This is a genomic window from Acidiphilium sp. 34-64-41 (assembly GCF_002282635.1).
In the GTDB taxonomy this organism is placed as follows: Bacteria; Pseudomonadota; Alphaproteobacteria; order Acetobacterales; family Acetobacteraceae; genus Acidiphilium; species Acidiphilium rubrum.
This window is the reverse complement of record NZ_NCJX01000035.1, coordinates 1-22,101: the sequence shown is the minus strand read 5'-3', so window position 1 is coordinate 22,101 and position 22,101 is coordinate 1. Positions and strand designations below refer to the sequence as shown.

Genomic DNA, 22,101 nt, shown 5'->3' with positions numbered 1-22,101 from the left:
CCACGCGCTGATCATCGTGGCATGAACCCCAAATTCAGCCGACAACTCCGCCAGGGTCTTCTCCCCCGACAGCGCCGCCATCGCCACACGAGCTTTGAATTCCGCCCCGTGCTGCTTCCTCTTCACACCCATCTCTGGCTCCTCTCTCCACCGGCCAGCCTTAGCTTAAACACCTGTCCAAAAAACCGGAGCCGCCGCAGTCCGCGAAGATCTGGAGCGCATTGCGAGAGATAATCAGGGCGTCCTGCATTTTGCCGAATTGCTGACAATGCATTTTTGGCCCGCAGGACGTGCCTGTCACGCTCACTCTCGCTTTCCAGGATACGCGGGGCTCGGCGGATGTCGAGGCCGCAGTCAGCCGGATCGCGCGGCAGATGAAGCAGGCTCATCCTGAAGAGAAATCTAACACTTCCATCATGTTTCGGAAAAACAAACGCGGCATCGGGTCCCTATGTTACCCCGATGCAGTCTACCGATAGTCTTGACGCGCAACCGCCCGGGCGCATGATTCCACTTGAGGCCATCCGGGGGATCGCTGCGGTCATAGTTGTCGTCTATCATGGCTTTCTGGGCTTCGCGCCACAGGTCATCCATGGTGGCGACGCACCGGGACAGGTCTTGCGCGAGTTCACCACCGGATTGGTCAACGGCGGGGCCGCCGTCAGTATGTTTTTCGTGCTGTCGGGTTTCGTGTTGTCGCTGCCTTTTTCACGACGTGGCGGCCTGCGCCGGGCTGCCACGTCGATTTTCAAACGGTGGCCACGGCTGGCTGGCATGACGATTACCGCGTGCCTGTTCGCCTGGCTCCTGATGAAACTATCCGGCAACACCTACGCAATCGCCGGCCGCGCCACGCACGCCTCGTGGCTGGTCACCCACGGCAATTCGCCGATCGAGACGTCGCATGCGCTCACCTGGTATCGCGCTCTGCGTGAGGGTGCGATTTCCGTTTTCACGCTGGGCCATGTTCGTTTCGACTCGGCCCTGTGGACCATGCGCATCGAATTATTCTGTAGCATTGCGATATTCCTGTTGGCGCCTTTGATGTTCGCGTTGCGCAACTGGGCGCTGCAGATGATCCTGCTGGCCGGCGGCATTATCATCACCGGTACGGATTTTCCCTTCACCTACCTGGGTGATTTTCTCTGCGGAATGGCGCTCGCCCTGACTTTCAAGGCGGGCTTGTTGCCGCGACTGAACGGCACCGGCGCATGGCTTCTGATCGGCCTCGCGCTGTTCACGTTCGGGTTTCGGGGTTCGCAGAATTTTCTGGTCTATGCGCCGGTGCGAGCGATCCTGCCCTCCGGCGATTCCAATCATTATGTGTGGGATTGCGGGGCGGTCGCCGTCATGATTGCGGTTTTGGGGTACGCCCCGTTCTACCGGATGCTGTCGCGGCGATGGGCTGTCCGGATCGGTGTTTTATCCTTTCCGATCTATGTCGTTCATGAACCGATTCTACTCTCGCTTGGGGCAGCGAGTTTTCTGCACGGCGCCAGCCTTTTCGGCCGGACCGATGGCGTGGCGCTCGCCGTGATCGTTACTGTCCTCGTCTCCCTGGCTTGCGCCGTTCCCTTAGCCTGGGCCGATCAGCGCTGGTGCGCGGCGCTCAGCCGCTTGGCACGCGTTGTGTTCCCCCCGGCAGATGACTTGCCGCTGCGGCAGACCGCAGACGGAGAACGATCAGCCGAGCCGCGTCGGTAAAACCCGTTGTTATCGGTCACTGTTCGAAACTGCAATCAGTCACCTTCCGGCGCGCGCCGAACACAGGAGCGATCGAACCCGGACCTCCTGAAAGGGTCATCGGACATCGGGTCACCCAAGCGGCCGGCCAACATAACGTTTTCGAATTATTTCTGTCACAATACTTTCGTGGAAGTTTCACACACAGTCCTGCGCTCACCGACTAAGCAGCCCTTGTTACCACTTCGTTACGCAACGGAGTGGTGGTGGACGGTTTTGTCCCACAAACAGGGAGAGCTTTATGAGCATGGGATTTTCGATGCAAACCCGCGCGGATGCGGGGCTGCGCGCGGCGTTGATGGTTACCGTGAGCGTCGCGTCACTCACATCGGTCGCGATGGGCCAGGCCGTGAATGCCGGCACCGTTTCGGCACAAGGCGTGGCAACTTCTTCCGCGGTACAGCTCAAAAAAGCTGATCATACACTGACGAAGAAACAGATTTTCACCTCAACGCAGACCAAGGCGGTGATCTCGCGCCAGCAGATCAAGGCGATCGGGCCAGCCGGCGGTGCCGGCCAGGCGGTATCGCTCGCACCGGGCGTGGTGGTGCGCGGGTATGGTGGCACCGCCGCGACGGCACGTTACGAAGTCACGCTGCGCGGTGTGAAAGTGGGTTGGTCCTCGGTCAACGGCGATGTCGAGCGCAATGGCATCACCGTGCTGTTCGACGGTATTCCGATGAACAACCTGACCTCGCACAACGGCCAGTGGGATTCGAACGAAATTCCGATCATCCAGTTGATCGGCGGCATCAATGTGATCAACGGCCCGGGCAATCCGGCGTCGCGCTGGTTCGACAGTATCGGCGGTACGATCGACTACGTACCGATGCAGCCGACGCCCAAGCCGCAATTCGAGGTCGGCAGCGTGGTTGGCAGCAACGTAACGTTCGGCAGCCATTTCATCGCCAATTCCGGCCTGCACAAGGGCTGGAGTGTGCTGTTCGCCGGCGGATACGCTAGCAATCATACCTTCCGCACCGGCACCACCGCGGGCAGTTATGGCGCACCAGCACAGTCCAATGCGTTTCTTGGCAAGGTTACCCACGTGTTTCAGGGTGGCCGGTTGAGCTTTGGCGGTTATGACGACAACAACGTCGAGCACCGCCCCAGCCCCAATTTCATCCCGACCCAGCCGATCCCGGGCATCACCGTGACCGGCGCGCCGACCGGCGAACTCTACAGCCAGCCGACCAGCGGTTTCTACAGCGCCGGCGTGCCGAACGTCTGGTTCAAGACGTTGCAAGTCCGCGATTATATGCTGTACGGCAAATTATCGCTCGATCTCGCGCCGGACCTGACGTTCCACAATATCACATGGTTCCGCCACGGCGCCCGCGTTCATTACCGGACCATCAACTACGGTACGCAGGCACAGGGTTCAGCCAATACAGAATATTATAATCCGAACTCGAATACATATGGCGATCGCGCCTATCTCGATTGGAAATTGCCGTTCAACGATATTAAGCTCGGTGGCTATTTCATCAATCAGCGCTATGTGTCGCCTTACGTCGGTTATAATCAGGCACTCGGAATCACCCAGACCAACCCGGCCCAGGTTTCCAATTTCACCTTGTACAACACCTTCCTCGATGCGTTCGTGCAGGACACGATTACCCCGATCCCTGGACTGAAAATCACGCCGGGGCTCGCCGGTGTCGAGTATCAGACCGATTTCTATAACAACGCGTACAACAACCCGCTGTCGACAACCTTGTCGCCGAATGCTCACAAGACCTTCACCAACCCTGAACCTTCGGTTGGCGTGCGTTATCAACCGGTGCCATGGGGTGCCTTGTACGGCAGCTACGCGATTTCATATCAGAACCCGACCGATAACGGGTTCGGCGCCAACAACGGCAACGCCGGCGGTGTCGACATCGCATCGCTCAAGCCGATCAAGAGCGTCGATTATGAAATCGGCGCCAAGATGATGTTCGACCATGTCGCGGTGCTCAATCACGCCACGCTGAACGTGAACTACTTCCATGACACGCTCAGCAACGAAACGATCGCGACCTATTTCACCAACATCGCCCTGACCAAATTCGCCGCAGCCAATGCGGCACTCAAGGGCTTCAACATCGCAGCCACCGCCGATCCGAATTTCCATTGGAATATGTTTGCCAATGTCGGTTTCAGCAACAACCTGTTCACCTCGTATCTACCCTCCGGGGCGAGCACGCCGCTGGTCAATACGCCGATCGCCTATAACCCCAACGTGGCACTGAGCGCGGGCATCAATTACCGGATGTTCGTCGGACCCACACTGGTCGACCTCGGGTTTCTGGATCAGTATACCGGCTCGCAACATCTGTTCAACAACCTGACCGATCAGACATCACACCAAAAACTGCCGGCCTTCAACGTCGCGAATATTTCGTTGAGCGCTGATATTCCGGTGCCGCGGTCGATTTCCAGTGCCGTGAAAGTCCTGAAGCTGTCGTTCAACATCAACAACCTGTTCGGCGCGCGCTACAATGCGAATGCCTACGTGTCGAGCGGCGGCTATCTCGGCGGCAACAGTGCCGGCGCGGTTCTGGCCGAGCCTGGCGCACCACGCCAGTATCTCGCCTCGCTCACCGCGAAATTCTGATCATCGAAACCAGGGCCAGGGTTGCGGGGCCCTGGTCCTTGTCGTCTGACGACGCCCGACACTCTCGCCATCATCAACCGAAAGATAAAAACAACATGAAACTGATCATCACCGGCGCACTGACCGCCGGTCTCGCCATCGGTGCCGCATCGGCCCAAACCACCGGCAACGTCGCCGCCGGCAAGGAAGTGTATCTGCACCAGTGCTCCGGCTGCCATAGCAATATGCCCGGCGTCGATCGCTTTGGCCCGACGCTTGCCGGCGTGTACGGCAGAATGTCCGGCAGCGCGCCGCGGCATCGCTACTCGGCGGCGATGAAGGCGGCGCATATCCGCTGGAACGCGAAAACGCTCGATCTGTTCCTGCAAAATCCGCGCGGCTACGTGCATGGCACCACCATGCCCTACAGCGGCCTGCGCAGCGCCACCGCGCGGCTGAATGTGATTGCTTATCTGAAATCAATCTCGCCCAAGGCCCGCTGAGCGGTGAGCCGATCGAGCGAACGCCGGGAGTCCGTGACATGACGATCGCCTACATCATCCATCTCGCAAACTATTCGGATGGCGTGCTGTATGTGCTCGCGATCCTGTTCCTGATTGCCGCCGGCGTCACGCTCGATCGGTTGTGGCATCTGCGCCGCGCAATCATGCGTGGCGATGCAATCGTTGCACGCATCAGCGCGATGGGTAGTCTTGCGGCCAACGATCTGGCCGCCCTGCGCGATTTCGCGGGCCATCAGCCCGAAGCCCCCCTGCTCGACACCGCGCTGCATCATCAATCGGTGTCCGACGCGGCGGTGATGGGTCAGCGGATCGACGAAGCGATCATGCTGGTCGCACCGCGGCTCGACCGGCGGTTATGGATTCTCGATACCATCGTCACCCTGGCGCCGCTGCTTGGCCTGTTCGGCACCATCATCGGCATGTTCCATGCCTTCTCGGTTCTTGCCAAGCCGGGCCATGCGCCGGCGCAGGTTACCGGCGGCGTCGCGGATGCATTGGTTGCGACCGCCTTCGGCATCCTGATCGCCATGCTGGGGTTGGCCGCGTTCAACCTGCTGTCGAACCAGATCCGACTGATCCTGCATCAGTTGGAAACCATCAAGACCATGATCCTCAACCGCACCGACGGCACCACGCTGATACCCCTGGTCCGTCCGAACCCGGCGGCCCGCGCCGCCGAGCCGAGCCAGGCCTGATCGCACGTGCCGCGGCCGGTCCGCCCCTGGTTCCAGGGGCTTGATACCCCAGCCTGCCGCTCGATCGGCCCGGCATAGAAGCCGCCCATTATCGCGATCCGCATGATACGGTCTCCGTTCGTTGCGCAAGAGCTCGAGCGGTATGGAAAAACAGCGGCTGCACCGAGCCGGTCGCGACCGGCACCTGCCGGAAGCTGGCGAGCGGCAGGCCCTGCGCCTCGATCACGGCAATCCTGATCCAGGCGCTGTGCGTCACCAACAGAACCGCACCCGATGAGGCCGGCAGACTGTACGTGCCAAGACAGCGGCGCACCCGCATGCGCAACGCGCCGAGCGTTTCGCCGCCCGGAAACATCACGGTCTCAGGCGCGTGCTTCCATGCACGCAGCAGCGCTGGCCAGCGGCATTTGACATCCGCCTGGGTCAGCCCCTCCCAATCGCCATAGGCAATTTCGATCAGGTCCGGATCGATCTGCGGCGCCGGCAGCCCGAGCACTCCGGCGATCGCACCGGCGGTCTGGCGCGCGCGCAGCAGCGGGCTGCACATGATCGCGGCAATCGCGCCACCACGCAGGGTCGCCGCGAGGCGCTCGGACTCCGCGACACCCGCAGGCGACAAGGCCGGATCGCTCTGCCCCTGATAACGCCCCGCCCGCGTCCAGGCGGTCTCGCCATGCCGCGCGAGCAGGATCGGCGGGGCGATATCGGTCATGATCAATACCGGATCGCCACGCCCACCACGATCCGGCGTCCCGCATGGATGCCCTGGCCCGCGATGGTGGTCTCATATTCGAAAAACGGCCGCAGCATCGCACTCAACCGGTACGTCACCCCGGCACCGACGCGACCGATGTTGTAGACCTCGGCCTGGTCGGTCAGCCGCAGCGCTTTCGGTTGCTGGATGGTGCGGCTCACGAAGCCGGTCGCGAACACCGACAGCCGGGGCCAGACGCGCAGGCCCGCGTACACGGTGCTGCGGAGCTGCGTCACACCGCTGTCGGGGAAAATCCGCGCCCCGGCGGCGATCGTGGCGCTGAACCGGCCATCGATCACACCCGCCTGCACATCCGGCTCCAGCGCGAAATGACCGGCGCCGAGCGCGGGTGCGGCGCTGGTCGAACCGGTAGGCAAGACCACGTTCAGGGTTACCGAATCCGCGAAATCCGGTGTCTGCGTCAGGCCGTAGTTCAGCCCGATCGTCTGGTCCTCCAGCCCCGATCCGGACTGGGCGATCGACCGGTGGTGCTTGATGCGTGCGCTCCGCAAGCGGCCTGCGCGCAGATCGTACTCGATCGAAAATCCATCCCCGATCCCGGCCGAGCCGGTGACGCGAAACTGCGTCTCCTGCTGGGTCGAGGCCGGGATGGTGCCGGTGGTGAAGCCGCTGGCGGAATACGCGCTGCTGGAATCGAACAGCCGGACCATCGGTTTGACGACGCCATCGCCGGCAGCGGGAATCCAGGGATCGGCATGGGCCGAACCCACCATGGCGCAGAGCGCCAGCGCCACACCCGACAGTGTGACGACGAAATCAGGCCGTGCAGGCATGGTCATGGGGATACCAATCGCAGTTTCGGTGGTTCGGGGATCTCCCGCAGGGCATGCCAGAGGGTGGCGTACGTGCCAGCGGCGGCCAGCAGATCGGCATGGCTGCCGCGTTCGACGATCCGTCCCTGGTCGAGCACCAGGATCAGATCGGCATTCATGACCGTGGCAAGACGATGCGCGATCACCAACGCCGCGCGCTGCGATGCCAGCCGTTCGAGCGCCCTCATCAGCCGTTGCTCGGTCGCCGCATCGAGGCTGCTGCTCGGCTCATCGAGAATGACCACTGGCGCGCCGCACAGCATGGCCCGCGCGATGGCAACGCATTGGCGCTGGCCGCCGGACAGATTCAGCCCGCGCTCGTTCACCACGGCATCGAACCCGCCGGGCAGGCGCTCGATGATATCGTCAACCCCCACGTCGCGCGCCGCCGCGATCGCCTCGCTGCGGCCGGCACCGGCCATGCCATAGGCGATGTTTTCCCAAATCCGCGCCTGAAACAGCAGCGGCTCCTGCAACACCAGCCCGATCTGGCGACGCAGCCAGTTGAGCGGCAGGGTTCGGATATCGCTGCCATCCAGCAGGATGCTGCCGCTTCCCGCATCGTAGAACCGCGGGATCAGGCTCGCGATGGTGCTTTTCCCGGAACCGGTCGCACCGACCAGTGCCACCGTGCGGCCCGGCTCCAGGGTGAACGAAATATCGTGGAGCACGTCACGCGCCGCGCCGTACCCAAACCCGACCGCGCGGAATTCCACCCGCCCGGCGCAGGACTCCGGCGCCACGGCGTTCGGGTCATCGACGATGCTCGGCTGCTCGGCGCGATATTCGCCGATGCGCTCCAACGCCACCGACGCACGGCCGAAGATCCGCCCGGTCTTGGCGAACTGCCGCGCGGGTGTCGCGATGCCGCGCAGATACGCCAGGAAAATCAACAGCTCACCCGGCGTCAGTGTGCCCTGGATCACCGAAATCGCGCCGTACCAGGCAATTGCGCCGGTCGCGACCGCGATGATGAAGTTCATCGCCGGGCCGAATTGCGCCTGCACCGTGTTGGCCTGCAGGCTGGCCGTGAGACTCTTGCCGGCCTGCTCGCCGAAGCGGGCATCCTCGTGGGTTTCGCGCGCGAATGCCTGGACCACCTGGACGCCGCCGAGAATTTCCTGCGTCAAACCCGACAGGGTACTCTCCTGGCGGCGCACCTGGCGCAACCGCTGGCGCAGCCGGTCGGCGTAGAACCGTGCCATCAGGAACAGGATCGGCGCGACCGAAAGCGCGAGCAGCGCATACCGCCAGTCGATCAGCAGCATGACGGTGGCCATGCCGATGATCGTCAGGCCGTGCGGCAGCAGATCGATGCCGACCGCGGCGATGAAATCCTGCAACTGGCGAACATCGCCCGACAGGCGCGCCATCAATTCGCCGCCGCGCTGGCGACGGTGAAAATCGAGCGAAAGACGTTGCAGATGCGCAAATAGATCGGAGCGGACCCGAAACACCACCCGCTGCCCGACATCGAGAAACAATCGGTTGCCGACAAATACCAGCAGCGCATCGAGCGCGCCGAGCCCGAGCATGGTAAGCCCGAGCAGGTTGAGTAGTTCCACCCGGTGCGCGACCGGATCGGGCAGCACGCCGTGCAGCAACGGAGCCAATTTGCGTTGGAAAATGACGTTGTCGATGATGAATTTCAGCGGCCACGGCAATGCCAGCAACACGCAGGCCCGCGCCGCCATGACCGCCGAGCCGGCACCCAGCGCCCGCCATTCCGGCCTCAGGTACGTCACTAACCAGCGCCGGCTGGGTCGGGCGGGCGCGGTCATTGCACCAACTCCCGCTGCCTGAGCGGCGCCAGGGCGAGCGCGCGGGCGACCACGGCGGTCCAGTCCCACACGGCGGCGGCGCGGCGCGCGGCTTCACCCATGCGGAGGCGGCGCGCCGGCTGATCGATCAGTCTGTGCAACGCCGCTTCGCAGGCCGCGGCATCGCCCGGCGGATACAGGATGCCGGTCACCTCGGGTGCGATCAGGCTCGCGATCTGGCCGATGCCGGGTGCGACCACCGGGCGTCCGGCCGCCAGTGATTCAACAATTTTGAGCGGCGAGAAATAAAAATCCTGCTGGTCGTGATAGGGTGCCACCGTCACATCCATCACCGCCAGCCAATCGGCGATATCATCGTGCGGCACCCGGCCCGGCAGAATGATACGCCCGGCGCAATCGAGTTGCTCGGCGCGGGCACGCAGCGCGGCAAGATCCGGCCCGTCCCCGACCGCAATCAGCCGTGCATCCGGGCGGCTGCGCGCGAGTGCGGCAAACACGTCGAACAGAAAATCCACCCCATGCCAGGGTTTGAAACTGCCGATGAAGCCGATCACCGGGGCCGCGCCGATCCCGAGCCGCGCCCGCAACGCCGCACCATCGCCGCCCGCCCGATACCGCGACAGATCGGCGCCGTTGGGCAGGACATGCACATGCGCGGCATTGCCGCGTACACCGGCCACATGCTGCGCCACCGCCTCGGACACCGCGATGACCACATTTGCCCGGCGATACGATGCCGCCTGTGCGCGCCGCGCCACATCGATCAGTCGCAGATCACGAAACCGCGCCTGCTCCTCGATCAGCGGCGCATTGACCTCAAGCAGCCGCGGCACGCCGAAATGGGTCGCAATCCGCACGCCGGCCCGGCTGAACAAGGCGTGGCGCTCGTAAACCAGGTCTGGCTGAAACCCGATCCGCCGCAATTGCGCGATCAAGGCGAGCCGCACGGCCCGGTCATGCGCGAGGCGCGCCAGCTCGCGCCGGACCACAGGATCATCGATCGCCGTGCCGGGCAGCCCGCGCACCATCGCTTCGGCCCGCAGCCGCGCGTCATCGGTTCGCGCCGGCAGTTCGATCAGCCGCCCCGGCGGCGGCGGATTGCCCGATCCAGCGGTTGTGCAGGCGAGCACCACCTCATGGCCGAGCCGTGCGGCAGCGGTCACGAACGACCGCACATGGACCGAAGCGCCCTTGTCACCCAGCACCGGCACGCCGCGGTCGGGATTGAAATACAGAATTTTCATCCCGCCGCCGCCACCGCCGGCGCGGTGCAGACCAACCCGGTGCCGGCCGGGGCGCAATCGGCACAGCCCATCAGCCCGTGCAGCCGCGTCGTCGTGGTCCACAAATCGAAATCCCGTTCGAGCAGGGCGCGCGCCGCAGCCGCCAGCGCCTGCGCCTGATCAGGATCGGCCAGCAGCCGGCCCATGGCATCGGCCAGGGCCCGGGCATCGCGCGGCGGCACCAGCCGACCGGTCTCGCCATCGCGCACCACTTCGGGGATGCCCGATACATCGGTCGACACCACCGGCACCCCGATCGCCATCGCTTCGGCGATCACGTTCGGAATCCCGTCGCGATCACCGTCATCGGCAATCCGCGGTGCCAGGGCGAACAGCGTGGCGCGGCGATACAGGTCGATCAGGGCGGCATGGGTCATCGCCCCCTCGAGCGTCACCGTTCCAGCCAGATCGTGCCGTTCGATCAGCGCGGCGAGTTCCGCGTGCAACGGCCCGGCACCGACGATCATGCAGCGGAACGCCACCCCGGCATCGCGCAGCAACGCGCAGGCCTCGATCAGATCGTCATGACCCTTCTTCGGAACCAGCCGCCCCACCGAGAGAACGAGTGGGATCGGTGCCGCCCCGATCGCTGCCCCGATCGCTGCCCGGGCCGAAAAATGGGTCAGATCGATGCCGTGATAGACCAGGTTGATCTTGTGAGACTCGGCCGCGCCGAGCAGATCGCGCAGATATTGCGCATTATAACCGGTGCAGGTCGCAACGAAGCTGGCCGCCCGCGCCCGCCGGGAGATCACCTGCTTCGGCGTCAGATAAAGGTCCTTGGCATGGGCGGTGAAACTGAACGGAATCCCCGACATCAGGCTGGCGAACCGCGCGACCGCCGCGGGCGCGTTGGCGAAATGGGCGTGGATATGCCGGATGCCGTCACGCCGGCAGGCCGTCGCGACAAACCCGGCGCGGGTGAATTGTTTCCAGACCGAAAGCGGTGTGGGCGACTGCACCGACCACCACGCGGCACGGCCGAACGCCCCGGCATAGCGCAGCGGCGCGGTCCTGATCGCGGCGCCATGCGCACGGAGCAGGTCGACCCAGGCACCCGCCATCGGCACCGCGCGCACCGGCGCACGCACCTCGGCCACCATCGGGTGATGCGGCGGCGGCTCCGGCGGCAGGAGCGAAAAGATCCGCAGATCCGCCCCCAGCCGCTCCATCGCGCGAATCTCGTTGAGAATGAAGGTTTCCGTCAGGCGCGGATAACGCTTCATGATGTACGCGACCGGCCCGGCGCCCATCGCCGCGGCGGCCACGGCGTTCATGATGCGCTCCCGAGCAAGGCAGGGATCATGGCCTGCAGATGAGTGGCAACCCGTTCCGCGCCATTAAGGTCGAGCGCCGCCCACACCGCGGCCGGCGGTGGCGGCGCCGCCATGACCTGCGGCAGCAGACGCGCCAGATCACCGGCCAGATCAGGACCGGGAACGATCGCCCGCACCACGCCGAGCCCGGCCAGGAGCGATGCCCGCATCAGTTGCTCGGCGCGCGGCGCCGCGCGCGGCACCAGGATCGCCCGCTTGCGGGTCGCGATGATTTCCGCACTGGTGTTGTATCCCGCCATCGCAACCACCAGGTCGGCGGCGCGCAGGCTCGGCATCAGGTCGGTCGTGTGGTCGATCAGTTCGATGTCGTCGCGCCCGCCGGCAGCCAGAAGCAGCGCTGCCTTTTGTGCGTGCGGCATCAGCGGGCCAGTGACGATGGCGGAATGCAGCGCACCGGCCGGCATGCGGTTCAGCGCCTCGATATAAGCGCTCATCAGAAAAAACCCGTCGCCGCCGCCGCCGGCGGTCACCAACGCAACCGGCCGCCCTGCCGCTTTCGCCGCTGTCCAGCAGATCGCCTGCCGACCCGCGCCGGCGATGCGGCACGGGGCATCCGGCGCGGCGACGACATGCCCGCAGTAATGCACGCGCTCGGCAATCCGCCCACCCAAGCCGTAGCCGGCCGCCACATCGAACAGCGCCCTGCTGCCATAGACGAAAATTTCGTCATACGCCTGGTCCAGCAATTCGGGGATTTCCTGCTCGTGCCAGAGCGCCTTGACGGTGTCCGGCGCATCCAGAATGTCGCGCAACCCCAGGATCGTGCGGGTCGCCGGCAATTCGCGCCGGATCAGCGCGAGCGCCGCGAGCAACTCGCCGTTCATGCCGGCCGGCGCGTGATCGACCAGGAACACATCCGGCCGGTAGCGCCAGACCGCTTTGAGGATCAGCGCCTCGCGATAGCCTTTGGTCATTGCGAAGCTCGATCGCGGATCGCGCGAGCGATAATGCTCCGCACCGGTTTTCACGACCGGCGGCAACGGCTGCACCTGCAAGCCGCGCGGCAGGCTCCAGTCATGGATCACGGGTGAGCCGGTCAGCAGACGCACGGAAAACCGGCCCTGTTGCGCCAGCAACCGATCGGCGATCGCCAGATTGCGGCGCAGATGCCCCAATCCGAACGTGTCATGCGAATAAAGCAGGACCTTGATCCTGCGATGCGGCATCCGCGCGGGCGAAGCGATGCCGTCGGTGGGGATGGCGCGCCGATCGAACGGCGCCGGGACCGACATTGCTTCACGCAGGACACTGTCAGCCATGAGAGAATGATTCATCGGAAGGCCCATCCACCAATTATGATCGTGGGTAGGTTATCGTGGGATAAAGTTCCACGGTCAAGCGGTTTTTAATGAGGATCCGATGACGCGCGCGTCCAGTTGGTTCCGTCGCGCGCAAGCTCCCCGCGCCGGAAGCAGCAATCCATAATTATTTCAGTAAGGTGAATATATCCGGCGGGTCAGAAGCCGGCTGTCACGCCAAAACCCAGGCCGACCGCCGGACTATTCGCGGTCAGGCCACGATCGACATAAGCCTCCAGGCCCCAGATCGAATTCAGCGTGATGTTGTAGGCCGCAACGATCGAGTCGGTCGGGCCGACACGGTACTGAAACGCGCTATGTCCGATGAACACGGCGGTGACATATTGCTCGTGGGCCAGGGCGATGCTGGTGCCAAGCTGATATGTCACAGCATCGCGCAGCCTGAGGCCATGGGTGCGACCATTGATGCGATAGCCGATCTCGGCGTAGGGAAAAATCCGCGTGCCGATCCGCCAATCGAACCGGCTGCCCAACTCGGCATCGACCTGCCCGGTGCCAAGTCCCCGCGTCCGCGAGGCAAGGGGAATCTTGATTTTTATCAGAGGCTTGACCGCTGGGCGCCAGCTCTGTGCGGTAACCACCCGGTACTGCGCGCTGACCCAAACGTCGCCCACTCCGCTCCTCAACGCCGTGCCACGGCCGCCCCGCAGCACCGTGCCGCCGCTCAACAGCCCCGCCCCTGCCACCGCCACATAGGGTATTTCAACACGGACCCGCAGTCGGTCCTTGCGATAAATGATTGCGAGCGGCAGGTCGTAGATCCGAAATCCATGCGCGGTACCGAACCGCCCCGCGAAATACGATGGCTCGAGGCTGATGCGGAACGGCCCTGGTGCCGCCGCCTGTGCCACAGCGCCCGCCGCGCTGGTCGCCAGACCCAGCACGAGAAGAATAAGCGCGCGCCACACCATCGAACCCGAATTTCTCCCAGCGGATCTGCTACTGATGCGATACATTCACGAAAATCATGTCGTTTCAATGGCTGCACAATCACGCAAAAACTTGAACTTCCCCCGAAATCGTGTATGTGGGTAAAAGTTACACACTCCAACGGATGCCATGAGGCATAGCCGGCTTGAGGTGCTAACCCGATTGAGTTCACGACAAGCGACTGTCATGAGTGTTGCCTTATGGAGCCTGACCTCGAAACCATGCTGCGGCGCGTCCTGCACCCGCTGATCACCTACCTGATGCGCCGGGGCATCGGCTACATCGCCATGCGCGACCTCCTCAAGCGCATCTTCGTCGAGGAAGCCCTGAAAGCCCATGCCGGCGACGAAGCCGCAACCGACAGCCAGATCAGCCTGGTCACCGGCATCAACCGCCGTGAGGTCAAGCGCCTGCGCGAGGAAACCACCCGGCCCGCCCCGCCCGAACGCGACCCGATGGCCGGCATCAACATGGCCGCCCGTGCCGTCGCCACCTGGGTGTCCGCCCCGGCGTTCCGCAATGCCGCCGGCGAACCCAGTCCGCTCGCCGTGCATGGCGACGGCAGTACCACCAGTTTCGACGATCTGCTCCGCGCCGCAAAAATCGATGTCCGCGCCCGCACCGTGATCGAGGAGTTGCTCCGCGCCGGCGTCGTCGAACAAGATACCGACGATCGGCTCCGCCTGCTGCGCCCTACCTACACACCCGCCGCGCCGCGCGAGAAAATGCTCTTCCTGGCCTCGAACGTCAGTGATCATCTGCGCAGCGCGTTTCACAACCTGTCCGGCTCGGACACGCCGTTCATCGAGCGCGCCCTGTTCCACAACGCCATCCGCGCCGACCGGTTGGATGCCGCCCGCCCGATCCTGGCCGACATGGCGGACCGCCTGCTGCGCCAGGCCAACGAACGCCTGATGGACAGCAACCTCGCCAATACCGATGCGCAAACAACGCCGGCGGCCGGATCTCTGCGCCGCCTGCGCCTCGGCGTGTACTATTACGAAACCGATTCCGAGGACCGACCGTGATGCACCAACCAAGGGTCAACCGCGGTCTTGCCCTGGTCGCGCTGCTGATCGCGGCCTGGACGGCAACCCCCACATCAGGCCACGCCCAAGCCGAGGAAACCGGCGGTATCGGCGGCACCGGCATCAGCGGTGAAACCGGCGGCATCGGCGGCACGGGCATCCGCACGCCATCCGGCGAGGAAACCGGCGGCATCGGTGGAACCGGCGTCCGCGGGCGCGCCGCACCGATCATCGGGTACGGCCCGATCCAGCGGTTCGGCTCCGTCTTCGTCAACGGCCGCGAATACGCCATCTCCGGGCGGACCCTGGTCACGATCGATGGCGGCGCCGTACCGGTCGCCGCCTTGCGGATCGGCGACATTGCAAAGGTACATGGCATCATCACCGGGCCGCACAGCGGGCTCGCGCTGAGCATTTCAGTGCGTGATGCCATCATCGGGCGCGTCACCGCCGTCTCCGGCCAAGGCAGCGCCTTCACCGTGCTCGGCCAGCGCGTGGTCGCGGCGACTTTTGGCAAACCCTTCGCCGACATTCGCCCGGGCGATACAGTCGCCGTCGCAGCGCAGCGCCTGTCGAACGGCAATTGGGCGGCCCAACGTGTCTCGGTGCTCGCGCCAAGCGACAGGTTCCGCCTCGAGGCAATGGTCACCGCCGTCAAATCCGGCATCGTTGCTGTGGCCGGCACGCCGATCAGCGCGCCGCCCGGCCTCACCGCCGGCTTGCAGCCAGGCGAGCGCGTCGCCGTTACCGGAACCATGACCGAGGCGGGGTTGCGCGCTGCCAGCCTGACCCGCCAGCCCATAGCCCTTGGCGCGCCGGGCACCCGGGTCGAAGTGCAGAACTACTTTCGAACCACTGATGGCGGTCGCATCGTCGCGGCCGACGGCATGGTCGCAACCGGCGCATCACCCAAAGTCAACCTCAGCGGTCTGGCATCCGTCGAAATCGATGGCCGCGTTACCGCGCCGAACACCATCGCCATCGACCATATCGATATCGACACGCCGGTTGCCCCGGACCTTTCGGGACCCGGCACCAGCCACGCGGAAGGGGCCACGCAAACCGAAAGCCAGGAACCGGGCAACGATATCGCAGAACCGCAAACCGGCACGGACACTGAGATCACCCCGCCTGACGATGTCGGTGCGCCAGTCGAAATCGAGCCTCCCGAAGTCGAGGAACCGGTCGCCCCAACCCCCGATATCGAACAGCCGGACATTAGCCCGCCTCACATCGATACCCCGAGCCCCCACGTGGACCCGCCCGAAATCGACGTTCAGCCCGACCATTAAGCCCGCACTCGCGCCACCACACCCGCAACGGTAGAGTCGACGAAGGGCGCTGTATTTTTAGCGTTCCAGTGGGTTAATGGTGGCGTCTTCGTGCGCCTCCTCAGTCCGAACTGACGTGGCTCCATTTACTGTCGCAACTTATCGAAGCGTACGCGCGGCGCTTATGGAAGTGTCCGACGTGTCTGCGCCGACGGCAGACTCGTTGTCACGCCGGCGGTCTGGAAACGCTGACCATCGAGGATCAGCTTGTTCCCGCCGCGCGATCGGTCCAAGTGGTGATCCGGGTCGCAGCCTTCGGTCTCAATCGATCCGAAATGTTCACGCACCAGGGCCATCCCCAACGCCGCCGGCGGCCCGCCGGGCCCTTTCAGGGAAACTGACAGCCCCGAGCGAGAGGGCGTCGGCTCTGGCCTGGCGGAAGGATCTGGCGGTGAGGCGATGAAGCTCGGGGCGGAATAAGTTGGCGATCTGGTCATGGGCGGAGAGGAATCTCTGGGCATGGCCGGGAGACTCAGGGTCTTGCTGGCTGCGCATTTGGATATCGACCAAGGAATATTGCGGGGGGAGCCAGACGATATGAGGGTGGTACCCGCTTAAGTTGCGGACATATTGCAAGAATTTGGGTCGTCCGCAGTCCCTGGTTTCTCTATTCGAACAATGTGCGGAGATGATCGTTTAGAAACGTCCCGTTTGGATCCAACTGGCGTCGCAGCCTTCGGAACTGTTCACCTTTCGGGTAAAGTGCGGTCACGTCATCAGTATCAAGAAAATGTATTTTTCCCCAGTGAGGACGGGAATTGTAGCGGCGGAGGATTATGTCGACATCGTGCAGATAGGACCAGTAGTCTATTCCGGGGCCGCCGGAGACAGAGATCGTGACGCTGTCTTGTTCATAGAACGGACTCATCCACCCGGAATCTCCGGCGGTGAAGCGGAATTCGATCGGATAGATGCAGTTGGTGTGCTTCGTCAGCATAAGGTGACGGACTTCGCGCAACGCTTCCTTTCCGTGCGCGGCCGGGACTGCGTATTCGAGTTCGTGGAAATTGGGAACGTATTCGATGGGGTAGATTTCGGAGCTGTAGGCGATGCGTTCGAAGCCATTCTGCATCGGCGACCCTTCGGTGATCGCCATCGTTTTCATTTCGCAGACGTCGGCGCTCTTGTCGGTCGAGGAGACTGCGGATGTATCGGGCAGGCAATAGAGGTGACGGCTTTCTGACACTGGGCACCAGAAGAAGCTGAAATGGCGATAATTGGCCGCGAGTTCGTCGTACCGTGCCATGCAGGTCTCGAAATCGTCGCGCCAGAGCCGTTCGTGGAGGTTGTAGGCGGGCATCGCTTGGAGGCTTAGCTCCGAGATGACGCCGAGCGTGCCAAGTGCGACACGCGCAGCGTTCAGCTGATCGGGTTCGGTTTCGTCGATCGTCAGAATCGAACCATCGGGCTGAACCAGCCGCATGCCGACGATCTGGGAGGCCATGTTGGACAATCCCGCACCCGTCCCATGGGTGCCCGTACACAGCGCGCCTGCGACGGCCTGGGTGTCGATATCGCCCTGATTGACCAAGGACAGACCCGCTCCCTTGAGAGCTTCGCCGATCGCGCCGATCCGGGTGCCGGCACCGACGGTCACACGCAGGCGAGCGCTGTCGATACTGCGGATCCCGGCCATACCGGAGAGGGTCAGCATCAGTCCTGTGGTGAGTGCGACCGGGGTGAACGAGTGACCCGATCCGGCGCATCTAACATTCAGCGCGCTCGCGCTGGCTTTTGCCACCAGTTCGGCGAGTTCGGTCTCGCTGGCGGGAGCGGCCCTGTAGCGCGGGATGCACGACTGGTTGCCGACCCAGTTGCGCCAGAGCCCACCTTTGTCGAAATCCACCATAGGTTGTCCAGTCAGATTGCGGTAAAACCGTTATCCACGAAGAGATGGGTACCCGAGATGAAACTCGCCTCGTCGCTGGCCAAAAAGAGGGCGGCACGCGCAACTTCGTCGGGGCGGCACATGCGCCCCTGCTGGGCGGCGATAGCAGACTCAGAGACATCGACACCGATTCCGGTGAGAAGTTCAAGCTCGCGCTCTCCATGAGCGGTCTTGATAAATCCCGGGCAGACTGCGTTGCAGCGGATGTTGCGGTCCCGATATTCGACTGCGATCGCGCGGGCAAACATGTGGCAGGCTCCCTTGGTCGTATCATAGAGCACCTCGCCGGGTGTGGCCGCCACCGCCGAAATTGATGATGTGCAGACGATTGCACCCCCTCCCGCAGCGATCATGCCGGGCAGAACCGCCCGAGTCATCAGAAACATGCTGCGCACGTTGACAGCCATCAGGCGGTCCCATTCTGCGGCGGTCGTTTCGAGGAAGGGCTTAACGATGAGCGAGCCGGCATGATTGAACAGGACCGTGATCGGGCCAAGTGCTTCGACAGCAGCGTTAACCGCATGACCGACTTCTTCCTCGTTCGAAACGTCGGCCGCCGCGAACACCGCCTCGTAGCCTGCCTCGCGTATTTTGGCGGCCAGGGCTTCACCGTCGCTGTGCGGCAGGTCGACGATCGCAACCCTGGCCCCTTCGTGCGCGAACAGTTCCGCTGCGGAGCGGCCACACCCGCCGGCACCACCGCTAATCAGGGCGGTCTTACCGACTAGGCGACCTGTCGTCTGAGTTTTCATGACCATGATCAGTCGCCGCTCCCTGCGATGGCTCGTTCCTCGGAGGCGATCAGCGCGGCGCGCGCAGCGATCTGCTCACGGCTGATCGGCGGCCCCTGGAAGCGGTTGCGCTCGAAACCGAACCATATCACCGTGGTCAGCACGAGGACGCCGATGGTGACTGTCAGCGCCTGATTGTTCGGCGGCTGGACACCGACAAATAAAAGAACGGCAGCACCGATGATGGCGAGTACCGCGACTACCGGATAGAGCATGCCCACATCGAATGGACCCATTACGGTCCAGCTGCGGCGCCAGGCGAACAGACCGGCGACGATTGGCAGCAAATAGGAGATGTAGAGGAAAATGACACAGACCGCCGCGATCGTGGTGTAAACCGGAGCGTAGATGGTGAAAGCGACGGACAGCAAGGCAACCGCCCAGATCGCTACCATCGGAGTACGGAAGCTGTGGCTGACCTTGCGCAGATATCTCGAACCGGGGAGGCCGCCATCGCGTGAGAAGGCAAAAACCATGCGGCTCGCAGAGGTCACGGTGGCGAGGCCACAAAGGTACTGAGCGATTGCGATTGCAATGTAGAGTGGAAGCTTGAGCGTTGGCGGAACGACGTGATCCATGATCCAGAAGAAGGCGTTGCCGCCTTGGGCAGCGGCTTGGTTCATATTAGGCACCGCGAGGATCACTGCAGAGAGCATCAGCCAGCCAAACAGGCCGGACCACACGACTGAGTGTATCATGCCCCGGGGAATGGAGCGGGCGGCATCGATCGTCTCCTCGGCGGTATGTGCTGAAGCGTCGAACCCGGTGACGGTGTAGGCGGGCAACAGAAGGCCGAGCAGGAACAGATAGACAAGATTGCCAGTATGCGGCCAGGTGCCGCCGCCTGCCTTGCCGCTGTAGTTGGTGAACGTCCATAGGCGGGAGAAATTGAGATGCGGCGCAAATACTAGAAGGACGATGGTCAGGCCGAGTGCGCTTGCCAGAATGAGGTAGCCCGAGAAATCCGTGAGTTTTGAGGTCAGTCTGATGCCGAGATGATTGAATATGGCTTGGCTGAGGGTGATACTGCCGACGATCAGGGTCTGGACGAGGATGCTGTAGGCCGTAGGAGTGGCCGGGGTCAGAGCCGCGGTGTTGACTCCGATTGCAGGCGCTATTGCCCCAAGCAGGAACAGATAGGTGCCGACATTGATGGCGGCGAGGACGGTGATCAGTCCAATCAGGTTGAACCAAGCGGTGATCCAGCCGAGGAAGCGGCCGCCCAGCAGTGAGGCCCAATGGTAGAGACCGCCGGCTGTCGGGTAGGCGGAGCCGATCTGGCCCATCGCGATGGCGAAGAACAAGGAAAACAAGCATGACAAGGGCCAGCCGATGCCGATCGAACCACCGCCGACGCTCGCGATGCCCTGGCTGAACGAGTTGATGCCGCCGGAAACTATGCAGATAATCGAGAATGAAATTGCAAAATTCTGGAAAGTTCGCATCCTGCGTGCAAGTTCCTGGGCGTAACCCAACTGGTGCAAGGTTGCGGTATCCTGGTCGATAATGCTCTTTTCAGCTGGACTTTCTGACATACCCGGTCTCCCAATGAGTGCCACGATACCGTATCGGTTCTGCGCAGGCAGCAGCGTGAGCCTTCCTGAAGCGATCCCGCATTGCGAACGACGGGTTATAGTAATCGAAATTTATGACGATGGTGCGATGGATCAGCTATATCCCGAAAGAGATATGCCGGCGGTCGGTAACGGTGCCGCTTGATCCGGCTAAACGGGGGGGGGGGGCATTGACGAAGCTAGGGAGATTGGATGGCGGTGGGGTACCGGCAATTGACAGTGTCGCGTCGATTATCGGGCACATCGGGACGCCGGAATTGCCGCTGGCGCTCGACAGGATGCTGCGAGAAGTCGCAGATTTCGATCTGTCGGTGATTTTCGGCTATCCCTTTGGGAGTCCACCCCGCTTGCTTCACGACGGTTACGGTACGCATGCCACGCCCGCCGCACTCGATGCCTATCTGAGGGGCGCCTACCTGCTTGATCCGTTCTACACTGCCAGCGTGCAGGGGCATCTTCCTGGGTTATGGCGAATGCGGGAGCTAGCGCCGGATGATTTCTTTCAATCCGATTTCTACGGCGCGGCAGACGTTCACCCGTGCGTTTCACTCGAACCAGGATCTCTAGTCGAGGAGATCGGATTTCTGGTGCCCCTGCCTTGCGGCTTCACCGCGGCGTATTCGCTTATGCGCAAAACCGGGCGGCAGATGTTCGACGAGTTCGAAATGAGCCGGCTCCGTGCGCTGGAGCCGATTGTACGCGGGGCGGTGCGCAGCCATTGGCGACAAATCGAAGATGAAGCGGACGGCGGCGTGCTGGGTGTCGTGCTCGGTGGAGCACTGGAAGCTGCCTTCAGCCGGTTCGCCCACAACGCTCTGACTTATCAGCAACGGAGGATCGTTCAACTTATTCTACGCGGACACAGTACGCTTTCGATCAGTGCCATCACCGGAACGACGGAAGGAACGGTGAAGATCCATCGCAAGAACATTTACCGCAGACTAGGAATTTCGAGCCAGAGCGAGTTGTTCAGCCGTTTCATCCAGAGCCTGTTTATGTGCGACACGATATGAATGTGTCCTCCGACCGCGCCGGCTTAGCCACCGATACGGAAAGGTCGAGGCAGACACTGTCTGCGATGGGCTGTTCGTGCTGCGAACTAATATGAAGCTCTCGCCCCTCGCGGTGGGCCTGCGCTATCGCCAGCTCCTCTCGGTCGAGCAAAGCTTCTTCGTCATCAAGACCTTGACAGCCACCCGCTCAGGTGACCACCGACGCCGCGATCCGCGGGCATTTTCTGCACAATTCTGGCCCTCATTCACCGGCATGAACTGCTTGTGCCTGTCGCGAAGCGCAAAGACCCCATGCCAGAATAGCAGCAGATCATCGACGACCTCGCCGATCTCAGCGTCGTCGACGTCGAACAAGACGGTTGTCAGTTTTCCTTAACGAGGCTCTGCGTTGATATTGGTGCTGGACTGCGATGGTGCGCGAATTCATGGTGTCCATATTGCAGAGATGACACAAGATTTTCTGAAGTTTGCCGTCTAGCTGGCGGTCCGCAGGCGGGTTTTCTTCCGGTATTTCTAAGCTACGATAACGCATATTATCGCGCGTAGTGCAATTATTCGGGGGGTTATCGGGGGAGGGGAGGGGGGAAGACGCCCGAAACAGGCCATTACTCAGCAGTCGGTAATATAGGCGACATTTGGTGCTTTGAAGAATGATTGCACGAGACGTGGTTTGCGCTTGATGGCGGCGAGTTGGGCTTC

General features: G+C 62.9%; 19 protein-coding genes and 1 pseudogene. 7 read left to right on the top strand and 13 right to left on the bottom strand.

Going from position 1 to position 22,101, the window contains the following annotated elements; translation table 11 throughout:
- On the bottom strand, positions 1-132 hold a 132-nt coding region (locus tag B7X49_RS09455), incomplete at its 3' end, for a transposase (protein WP_286839119.1).
- A 372-nt stretch (positions 133-504) separates the two neighbouring features.
- On the opposite strand from B7X49_RS09455, the gene B7X49_RS09450 reads away from it, so the two are divergent.
- The 4 genes from B7X49_RS09450 to B7X49_RS09435 all read left to right on the top strand — a co-directional run bounded on the left by B7X49_RS09450 (position 505) and on the right by B7X49_RS09435 (position 5,540).
- Entirely contained in the window at positions 505-1,704 is a 1,200-nt protein-coding gene (locus B7X49_RS09450; protein ID WP_286704263.1) for an acyltransferase, read from the top strand.
- A 280-nt stretch (positions 1,705-1,984) separates the two neighbouring features.
- Positions 1,985-4,342 (top strand): TonB-dependent receptor, encoded by a 2,358-nt coding sequence (locus tag B7X49_RS09445; protein ID WP_286704262.1) that lies wholly within the window; start codon positions 1,985-1,987, stop codon positions 4,340-4,342.
- 95 nt (positions 4,343-4,437) lie between these two features.
- Positions 4,438-4,824 carry a c-type cytochrome gene (locus B7X49_RS09440; RefSeq protein ID WP_029313738.1) on the top strand — a complete coding sequence of 129 codons (387 nt, stop codon included), beginning with the start codon at positions 4,438-4,440 and terminating at the stop codon, positions 4,822-4,824.
- A gap of 38 nt (positions 4,825-4,862) precedes the next feature.
- Entirely contained in the window at positions 4,863-5,540 is a 678-nt protein-coding gene (locus tag B7X49_RS09435; protein WP_286704261.1) for a MotA/TolQ/ExbB proton channel family protein, read from the top strand.
- An 88-nt stretch (positions 5,541-5,628) separates the two neighbouring features.
- Here B7X49_RS09435 and B7X49_RS09430 read toward each other — a convergent pair whose 3' ends face one another.
- The 7 genes from B7X49_RS09430 to B7X49_RS09400 all read right to left on the bottom strand — a co-directional run bounded on the left by B7X49_RS09430 (position 5,629) and on the right by B7X49_RS09400 (position 13,758).
- Positions 5,629-6,252 carry a histidine phosphatase family protein gene (locus tag B7X49_RS09430; protein ID WP_286704260.1) on the bottom strand — a complete coding sequence of 208 codons (624 nt, stop codon included), beginning with the start codon at positions 6,250-6,252 and terminating at the stop codon, positions 5,629-5,631.
- A 2-nt stretch (positions 6,253-6,254) separates the two neighbouring features.
- Positions 6,255-7,094 carry a hypothetical protein gene (locus tag B7X49_RS09425; RefSeq protein WP_286704259.1) on the bottom strand — a complete coding sequence of 280 codons (840 nt, stop codon included), beginning with the start codon at positions 7,092-7,094 and terminating at the stop codon, positions 6,255-6,257.
- Complete coding sequence (locus B7X49_RS09420; protein WP_286704258.1) at positions 7,091-8,908, bottom strand: ABC transporter ATP-binding protein; 1,818 nt, start codon at positions 8,906-8,908, stop codon at positions 7,091-7,093. The genes B7X49_RS09425 and B7X49_RS09420 overlap by 4 nt, the downstream gene beginning before the upstream one ends.
- A complete protein-coding gene (locus tag B7X49_RS09415; protein WP_286704257.1) occupies positions 8,905-10,254 on the bottom strand; it encodes a glycosyltransferase family 4 protein in 1,350 nt (449 codons plus the stop codon). Before B7X49_RS09415 ends, B7X49_RS09420 begins: the two co-directional genes overlap by 4 nt.
- Positions 10,149-11,468 carry a glycosyltransferase gene (locus B7X49_RS09410; protein ID WP_286704256.1) on the bottom strand — a complete coding sequence of 440 codons (1,320 nt, stop codon included), beginning with the start codon at positions 11,466-11,468 and terminating at the stop codon, positions 10,149-10,151. The genes B7X49_RS09415 and B7X49_RS09410 overlap by 106 nt, the downstream gene beginning before the upstream one ends.
- A complete protein-coding gene (locus B7X49_RS09405; RefSeq protein ID WP_286704255.1) occupies positions 11,465-12,787 on the bottom strand; it encodes a glycosyltransferase family protein in 1,323 nt (440 codons plus the stop codon). The genes B7X49_RS09410 and B7X49_RS09405 overlap by 4 nt, the downstream gene beginning before the upstream one ends.
- 197 nt (positions 12,788-12,984) lie before the next feature.
- Positions 12,985-13,758, bottom strand: coding sequence for a hypothetical protein (locus B7X49_RS09400; RefSeq protein WP_286704254.1), 774 nt, complete (start codon positions 13,756-13,758; stop codon positions 12,985-12,987).
- A gap of 219 nt (positions 13,759-13,977) precedes the next feature.
- Between B7X49_RS09400 and B7X49_RS09395 the strand changes: the two genes are divergently transcribed.
- Positions 13,978-14,805, top strand: coding sequence for a DUF6502 family protein (locus tag B7X49_RS09395; protein WP_286839109.1), 828 nt, complete (start codon positions 13,978-13,980; stop codon positions 14,803-14,805).
- The gene (locus B7X49_RS09390) at positions 14,805-16,097 is read left to right on the top strand and encodes a DUF5666 domain-containing protein (RefSeq protein WP_286704253.1); all 1,293 of its coding nucleotides are present in this window, start codon (positions 14,805-14,807) and stop codon (positions 16,095-16,097) included. Before B7X49_RS09395 ends, B7X49_RS09390 begins: the two co-directional genes overlap by 1 nt.
- Before the next feature lie 318 nt (positions 16,098-16,415).
- On the opposite strand, the pseudogene B7X49_RS09385 reads toward B7X49_RS09390, so the two are convergent.
- The 4 genes and pseudogenes from B7X49_RS09385 to B7X49_RS09370 all read right to left on the bottom strand — a co-directional run.
- Positions 16,416-16,610 (bottom strand): annotated as a pseudogene (locus B7X49_RS09385) (hypothetical protein); the annotation flags it as partial.
- Between the two features lie 133 nt (positions 16,611-16,743).
- Positions 16,744-17,985: a D-arabinono-1,4-lactone oxidase gene (locus B7X49_RS09380; RefSeq protein ID WP_286704252.1), complete on the bottom strand. Its 1,242-nt coding sequence runs from the start codon at positions 17,983-17,985 to the stop codon at positions 16,744-16,746.
- An 11-nt stretch (positions 17,986-17,996) separates the two neighbouring features.
- Positions 17,997-18,776, bottom strand: a complete 780-nt coding sequence (locus B7X49_RS09375; protein ID WP_286704251.1) for an SDR family NAD(P)-dependent oxidoreductase — start codon at positions 18,774-18,776, stop codon at positions 17,997-17,999.
- 8 nt (positions 18,777-18,784) lie between these two features.
- Positions 18,785-20,350, bottom strand: a complete 1,566-nt coding sequence (locus B7X49_RS09370) for an APC family permease (RefSeq protein ID WP_286704250.1) — start codon at positions 20,348-20,350, stop codon at positions 18,785-18,787.
- A gap of 113 nt (positions 20,351-20,463) precedes the next feature.
- On the opposite strand from B7X49_RS09370, the gene B7X49_RS09365 reads away from it, so the two are divergent.
- Positions 20,464-21,402: a helix-turn-helix transcriptional regulator gene (locus B7X49_RS09365; RefSeq protein ID WP_286839105.1), complete on the top strand. Its 939-nt coding sequence runs from the start codon at positions 20,464-20,466 to the stop codon at positions 21,400-21,402.
- A gap of 123 nt (positions 21,403-21,525) precedes the next feature.
- Here B7X49_RS09365 and B7X49_RS09360 read toward each other — a convergent pair whose 3' ends face one another.
- Complete coding sequence (locus B7X49_RS09360; protein ID WP_286704248.1) at positions 21,526-21,756, bottom strand: hypothetical protein; 231 nt, start codon at positions 21,754-21,756, stop codon at positions 21,526-21,528.
- Positions 21,757-22,101: the final 345 nt, after the last annotated feature.